This window comes from Treponema sp. (genome assembly GCF_052169735.1).
In the GTDB taxonomy this organism is placed as follows: Bacteria; Spirochaetota; Spirochaetia; order Treponematales; family Treponemataceae; genus Treponema.
The window spans coordinates 20,449-27,101 of record NZ_JBQNBW010000040.1; the positions used below are offsets into that span (position 1 = coordinate 20,449).

6 protein-coding genes are annotated in these 6,653 nt (G+C 44.4%); 1 reads left to right on the forward strand and 5 read right to left on the reverse strand.

Annotation, left to right across the window (positions count from 1 at the left end; all coding sequences use genetic code 11):
* The first annotated feature begins 59 nt into the window (after positions 1 to 59).
* Positions 60 to 1,373: an ABC transporter substrate-binding protein gene (locus ACTTJ8_RS07805; protein ID WP_442720824.1), complete on the forward strand. Its 1,314-nt coding sequence runs from the start codon at positions 60 to 62 to the stop codon at positions 1,371 to 1,373.
* 83 nt (positions 1,374 to 1,456) lie between these two features.
* Here the strand turns inward: ACTTJ8_RS07805 and ACTTJ8_RS07810 are convergent, their stop codons facing one another.
* The 5 genes from ACTTJ8_RS07810 to ACTTJ8_RS07830 form a co-directional block, all read right to left on the reverse strand.
* Positions 1,457 to 2,281: a hypothetical protein gene (locus ACTTJ8_RS07810; RefSeq protein ID WP_442720825.1), complete on the reverse strand. Its 825-nt coding sequence runs from the start codon at positions 2,279 to 2,281 to the stop codon at positions 1,457 to 1,459.
* A 28-nt stretch (positions 2,282 to 2,309) separates the two neighbouring features.
* A complete protein-coding gene (locus tag ACTTJ8_RS07815; RefSeq protein ID WP_442720826.1) occupies positions 2,310 to 3,005 on the reverse strand; it encodes an ABC transporter ATP-binding protein in 696 nt (231 codons plus the stop codon).
* On the reverse strand, positions 3,002 to 3,376 hold the full coding sequence (locus tag ACTTJ8_RS07820) for a GntR family transcriptional regulator (RefSeq protein WP_442720827.1): 375 nt from the start codon (positions 3,374 to 3,376) through the stop codon (positions 3,002 to 3,004). The genes ACTTJ8_RS07815 and ACTTJ8_RS07820 overlap by 4 nt, the downstream gene beginning before the upstream one ends.
* Positions 3,377 to 3,680: 304 nt before the next feature.
* Positions 3,681 to 5,378, reverse strand: a complete 1,698-nt coding sequence (locus ACTTJ8_RS07825) for a hypothetical protein (protein WP_442720828.1) — start codon at positions 5,376 to 5,378, stop codon at positions 3,681 to 3,683.
* A 107-nt stretch (positions 5,379 to 5,485) separates the two neighbouring features.
* Positions 5,486 to 6,346, reverse strand: coding sequence for a flagellin N-terminal helical domain-containing protein (locus ACTTJ8_RS07830; protein ID WP_442716663.1), 861 nt, complete (start codon positions 6,344 to 6,346; stop codon positions 5,486 to 5,488).
* Between the last annotated feature and the right edge of the window lie 307 nt (positions 6,347 to 6,653).

Below are 6,653 nucleotides of genomic sequence, written 5' to 3' on the forward strand. Positions count from 1 at the left end.
ACCGGACGATTGAAAGTTCGTATATGGGCTTATCAAGTTGTCTTGTTCAGGAGGATGCAATGAAAAAGAGTATTGCGCTATCGTTCTTGTGCTTGTGTACTGTAGTTTTTGTGCTTACAAGCTGTAGTAAGCCGAAAGAAGATAGTGCTGCTTCGGATGCACCGGTAAGCCTTTCGGTGTACATGCAAATGGATTTAGCCAATCCGCAGTCTGCCTATTGGCCCGAAACCGTCGCAGCATTTGAAAAAAAGTATCCGAATATCAAACTTGAGTTCGAGTACGTGAACGGCGAAGCCTTCCATGATAAATTCCAGATCATGGCAGCATCCGGGGATATTCCCGATGTATTCACTACATATGCGGGCGCACGTTCAGGCTACGTGCTTGACCGCGGTATGGTAAAAGATCTTCGTCCCTATCTGACGGAGGATTTGAAAAATCAGTACAATCCAGCGGTATGGGCTCCTCAGGGACCAAACGGAGAAATCTATATTATTTCGCAAAATCTTGCAGTATGTACGGTTGTGTATGTTAACCCGAAATTGCAGAAGCAGCTTGGCTTAACAACCCCGAAAACCCTCGATGAGATGATTGCACAGGTTCCCGCAATCAGAGCAGCCGGTTTGACTCCGCTTGCATTTGCAAATAAAGGACAGTGGCAGGCTCAGTCGCTCTTATTATCTATGCTGACAGACCGGATGGCGGGAACTGCATGGTTTGATAAGGCAATGGTTGGGACGGCAAAGTTTTCCGACCGGCAATTTGTCGATGCAATCAATATTATTAAAACCATGACCGATTCAAAATTATTCCCTCCCGGAGTCAATCAGATGGAAGGCACTGCTTCTTGGGGCGAATTTATTGCTGATAAAGCCGTTTATCTTTTGGATGCCGGCTGGCGTATTTCGGCATTAAAGAATGCTGCAAAGCCTGAAGATTATGCACAGTATCAGCTGATGGCGTTCCCTGCTGTTGCAGGGGAGGTTACTCACGGTTCAAGCGCTGCAACAACCGGTGAAAGCTTTGGTATGAATGCAAAACTGACAGGTGCGAAAGCTGATGCCGCATGGAAATTTATTTCTTTTATGTCCGGCAAAGAAGCATGCGAAATTCTGACAAAGTATGGTACTATGACCACCTATAAGCTTGACCTTTCTAAATTTGATATTGATCAGCTTACGAAACAGTATGTTGAGCTTATCAATAACCAGAGCATGGGCTATGTGATCGATGCCAAGATGGATAGTGAAGGTGTGAACAGCGTACTTAATCCCGGTATTCAGGCAGTTATGATTGGGCAGAAAACTCCTAGTCAGCTTGCAGATGAATACGAAGCATGGGTTTCCGCTAACGATTCTCACCGAAAGAGGTAAAAAATATACATCCCGGATAAAAGCTTGACTCTCTTATCCGGGGATAGATTGTACAATCGACTGCACAGTTACCGAAGGGTGCCCTATACTTCCACTTTCTTTTTTAAAAGCAAAACCGAGAGAAAAAAGCATCCAATGCCGAGTGCTATGGAAAGTAGGATGGATACAACAGGTACATGGACGGTCACAGCCGGATAGGTAAATGCTCCTAAGTAACGGTTGATACCGTAAATCGTAATGGAAAAGGCATCTCCCACCACTGCGGCTGCCTGTGTTTCAATCGTCCCTATGAATGAAAGAATACTCATAAACAATAGGATGCTTCCTACCGTCCACAGTGCGCGCATACGTCTAATGTTAAAAGACCGCAAAAAGGTTTGAACGGCAAGCGTTATATTCCCGATCAAAATAAATCCGGCAATAAACAAAAACAGCAGTACAATATATCCCGGAATATTTTTGACTAGTATCGTATTGATAAGTCCGAGGTCAAGCTGGAATAAATCCTGAAAGTGAAAGCCCATGTAATGAATAATCCAAAAAAGCATCACCACGGCAAAGAGCAGCAGTGCAACAAGAGCATATATGCACAGTTCAAAAAGTCCGCACAGCATCCTGCCGAGTACTATCCACTCGGTGCGTACCGGTAGTGTGAGCATGAGGTAACTTTCATCGGTAAATAGCAATGAGCGTGCATATCCGCTGCTGCACCGGATAAAGGATGAGAGCGGAATAACCGCTAAGGTTAGCATGGTCAACACAAACCAGAAATGATAAAAACCGTTTGTTACATCGTTTGTCATGGTGAGGAACAGCAGTTCAACTCCGCTCATACATGCCATAAGTGCACAGCGGAGCAGAATATTTTGCTTTTGCTGCAAAAAGGTGTATTTAAAGATCCGTTTCATATAAGCCTCCGTAAATTAAGCATCTGTTTTACCCGAAAATTTCGAGATACAGCTGATAAATTGATTTTTGATGCGCTTCCCGCAGCTGCTCTGCATCACCGGATAGGGCGATTGTCCCTTCGCGTAAAAAAGCAACATCGGTAAAGACGTGCTCAACATCTGTCACCAGATGTGTACTGATAATAATGGCGCTATTTTCCGTCCATGTTTTGATAATTGTTTTGATGATTTTTTCACGGGCAACAGGATCGGTTCCGCCGAGCGGTTCATCAAGGACAAAGAGTTTTGCTGCGCGGGAAAAGGTAAGGGTTAAGTTCATTTTTTCGATCATACCTTTTGACATCGTTTTAATACTTTGGTTTTGGTCAAGCTGCATAAAGCTGAGCAGTTCCAACGCCTTGTTGCGGTCAAAGTCATCAAAAAAATCTTGATAAAATTGAATGGCATCCAGCGCTGTCATTTTAGGATAGAGGCAATTCCTGTCGGGTAACAAAGAGACCATGGCTTTCGTTTCAAGCCCTATAGGCTTACCGCATATCCGGATATCACCTGAGCTGGCATGGAGCAGTCCTGCAATGATTTTTAAGAAGGTTGTTTTTCCGGAACCATTGGGACCAAGTAAGCCCAGTATCGAACCGTCCTGTATTTCTAACGAAATATCTTTTAGTACCGGTTTAGTAAAATAGGATTTTTTGAGTGAATCCGCTTGTAAAATAATACTCATGGGGTAACCTCCTGTGCTGACCGCCCTGCATCTTTTATAAGATCAATAATTTCCGCCCGTGAATAACCGAGGGCTTCTAAGTCGCGGATAAATGCATCGATGATGAGCGTAACTTTTTCAGTACGCAGCCGGTTGATCAATTCCTGATCACCGATGACAAATGAACCGATGCCTCGTTTTGTTTCGATAATGCCGAGAGATTCGCAGTCTTTATATGCCCGCAAAATCGTATTTTGATTAACTTCCATTGTTACAGCCATTTCTTGCATGGAAGGCAGTTTTTCACCCGGCACCAATGTACCGTTCAATATATCGTTTTTTATTTTCTCGATAATTTGAATATAAATCGGTATATCGGTATCATATTTCATGTTTACCTCCTTTAGTACACTAGATAACTAGTATACTAGATTATTAGGTAATGAATGTCAAGAGAGAAAGAGAGAAAAATAAAAAACCAGGACAGAGTATGTCAGTATCAATCTTCCGCACGAATAACAACCCCGCTGTGGTATGTGAGCATTAACCCTCCGCACGAATAAACCGTAGAGGATGCTTGTGAGCATTATGCTTCCATACGAATAAGTCTCTGCTTCAAATGAGCTGGATAGTAAACGTTCCGTATTGAGAAGTAGACCTGTTCAATAGCTGCTTTGCCGAACAGGTTTAATGTATTTAGATATTGTCTTTTGCCCAGCGGCGGATAATGGGTTCAAGGCTGTCGATGCGGAATCCTTGGGCAAGTACGTCGGCTTGGGCTTGACTGCCTTGCCATTGCTGATAGGGATTGTCGTAATTGGTTTCTAAAAAATCATAGATGATATTTTCGGCATGGTTTTGCTCAGTGCCGAAAAATGATAGTTTTTGTACTGCAGAATACTGCAAAATCGCCCGGATTGCGGAACGTACCTCTTTGAAGAAAAGTTCCCGGTATATACCGTAGCTTTTACCGGTTACTTTTTTTACTGTATCGGCAATGGAAAGCGGTGTTTCCTCCGGTTCGTTCAGTGGGTATATATGCGGCGGTGACGGCTGGTTTGTATCCGATGTAAGGAGTGTTGTACTTGATTGTACCGTGTTTATCTGTGCGGCTTCCTGCTGCCGGAGAATAGCATCTTTTCGTTGTGCTGGAATAGGGGAGGGGGCTGTAGGCTGCTGCTCTTTCTGCAAGGGCAGTGCCGGTGCTGTTGTCAATGTACGGCTTTTTGTTACGGCTGCTTTTTTCGGTTTTTGCGCAGCGGTTTTTTCTGCAGATTGCACTGCGGCTTCCGGTTTCCCGGTTTTCGGTATCACAGAAGAAGCTTTTTTCTCAGGCCTTGTCTGTACAGCTTGCTGCATCGGCTTCTTGTGCAGGGGCGTTTTTTTCTGTGGTACATTCTCTTGCTCTGTAGTTTTTACGGTGTGCTTTGCTGCAGAACTATGCTGTTGTTCCCCGATACCAAGTTTTAATTTGAGCTGCTTCCAACTACGCTGTAAATAGAGGTCTCCTGCGATGCTGTAGTAGTAGCCTCTAGCAACATTTGAAAGTACTGCGTGGAGCAGTTCTTCATCCTTCCATTTGCGGATTCTTCCTATTTTTACTGCTTGGAAAATTGAAAAGTGATTGGTGCCGTATTTTCTGCTATACAATAGAAGAATATTTTCAAACGCACCATCGTCAAAGCGATTCCAATATTTGACCGTATAGGCAAGGACTTGATCTTCAGTACGGGTAATAGACCGGGCAATGGTGATTGCGGCGACCTGCTCTTTGGTAAAGTGAATTTTTGAAAAATCGATACCGGCGGCTTGCTGCTTTTTGGCTGCACACCGGTTTTGCTCTCGACTTTCCCGTGCCCGTTCTTCACGGAATTCCCGTACCGAGGATATGGTATCGGTAATGTACATACGGAGCGTGTCAGCCGCTTGCCGCATATCTTCTTCATAGTAGTTAAGCCGTGCTGCGTACCGCACATATTTTTCGGTAAAATTGATTGCTGCAAAGCGGTCGGCAGAGATAGCGCTGATCACTTTTTCACATACTTGGATAAGCGTGTATACCTTTGCGTCTTTGAGCGGGGCAATCGTTTTCGTAAAGAAAATAATGACCTTTTTTACCTCGATGATGGTCTTAGCGGCAAGCTGCGCAAGGGAGTCGGTTAATAAAACCTGAAACCGTGCATCGTGTTTGCGGTAATAGGTCATCAGTAGGACACGCATACGGGCATCCGGATAGCGGTGTATGAGCCGCGTATTGTAGAGCTTTAATGCTTCTGCTTGCCGATTGAGGGCGCGGAATTCAAAATAACGCTCAATATCAGGGTCTTCAGTGAGACTCAGTCCGGGGAATTCTTGTTTGAGAATGTAGATGTCAAGTTCAGTGAGGCGTTTCACAGTACTACACCATTGCGGTAAAAAAAGGGCTGCTCCAAGCAAGGAGCAACCCTTTCCGTCACTTATTATGCTGTGCGCATGCCAAAGTGCCCGCTAAAGCGTTCTGCTTAACGTAACAGAGACATTACGCTTTGGGTCTGCTGGTTAGCCTGTGCAAGCATTGCTGTACCGGACTGCGTCAGAATCTGGTTTCTGGTGTATTCTACCATTTCTTTAGCCATATCCACGTCACGTATGCGTGATTCGGAGGCCTGGAGGTTTTCCGCTGCAATGTTGATACCGACAACGCTCATTTCGAGTCTGTTCTGGTATGCACCGAGATCAGCCCGCTGTTTGTTGACCTTCTTGATTGCTTCATCAAGGGTACCGATTGCACGGTTTGCTGTTTCGGGGGTGTCGATCTTGATGATCGATTCATCGCCGACATCGCGAACACCAAGTGCTTTAGCAGTCATTGTGCTTACATAAGCACGTACGCGCTGATCCATGTTAGCACCGATATGGAACCACATAGAAGCGGTAACAGTGTTCTCTCCTGTTTCTTGAGCGAAACGTCCGGTAAGCATGTTCATACCATTGAACTGTGCATGGCTTGCAATGCGGTCGATTTCAGCGACGAGCTGAGATACTTCAACCTGAATGTACAAGCGGTCTTCAGCAGTATAGATACCGTTTGAAGACTGTACGCTCAATTCGCGGATACGCTGCATAACATCGGTTGTTTCCTGCAGGTATGCTTCTGCAACTTGAATGAAAGAAATGCCGTTCTGAGCGTTGGCACTTGCTTGATTTAAGCCGCGGATTTGGCTGCGCAGTTTTTCGGAAACTGCCAAGCCGGAAGCATCATCTCCTGCACGATTGATGCGTAAACCGGATGAAAGTTTTTCTATGTTTTTCTGAGTTGATACGTTGGTCTGTCCAACTGTTCTCTGTGAAAACATAGCGCTCATGTTGTGATTAATGATCATATTGCTACTCCTTCGGCGATTTTTGACGAGTTATTACCTGTAAGTGGTGTCCGTCACGGCATCCCTGCCGATATGTCAATAATTAGTTTCCAGATCCTCTGCTATCCAACACAGAAGAACGTAGCACTGGAGGAGGTGTAGTACCTGTTCACCGTGCTTATTCTATATATCGGACATATACCGGAACACTTAAGAAAAAAAATGAAAAAAAATAAAAGTTTTTATACCGAGTGAAAGCTTTTCTCCTCTAAGTATTGATAGTTACAATATGATGACGATTTGATTTATAAACTGACAGGCTCACAAA

What these genes read in the sequence shown, in the direction of transcription:
- ACTTJ8_RS07805 (WP_442720824.1), top strand. Translation starts at nt 60, where the DNA reads ATGAAAAAGAGTATTGCGCTATCGTTCTTGTGCTTGTGTACTGTAGTT.
- ACTTJ8_RS07810 (WP_442720825.1), bottom strand. Translation starts at nt 2,281, where the DNA reads ATGAAACGGATCTTTAAATACACCTTTTTGCAGCAAAAGCAAAATATT.
- ACTTJ8_RS07815 (WP_442720826.1), bottom strand. Translation starts at nt 3,005, where the DNA reads ATGAGTATTATTTTACAAGCGGATTCACTCAAAAAATCCTATTTTACT.
- ACTTJ8_RS07820 (WP_442720827.1), bottom strand. Translation starts at nt 3,376, where the DNA reads ATGAAATATGATACCGATATACCGATTTATATTCAAATTATCGAGAAA.
- ACTTJ8_RS07830 (WP_442716663.1), bottom strand. Translation starts at nt 6,346, where the DNA reads ATGATCATTAATCACAACATGAGCGCTATGTTTTCACAGAGAACAGTT.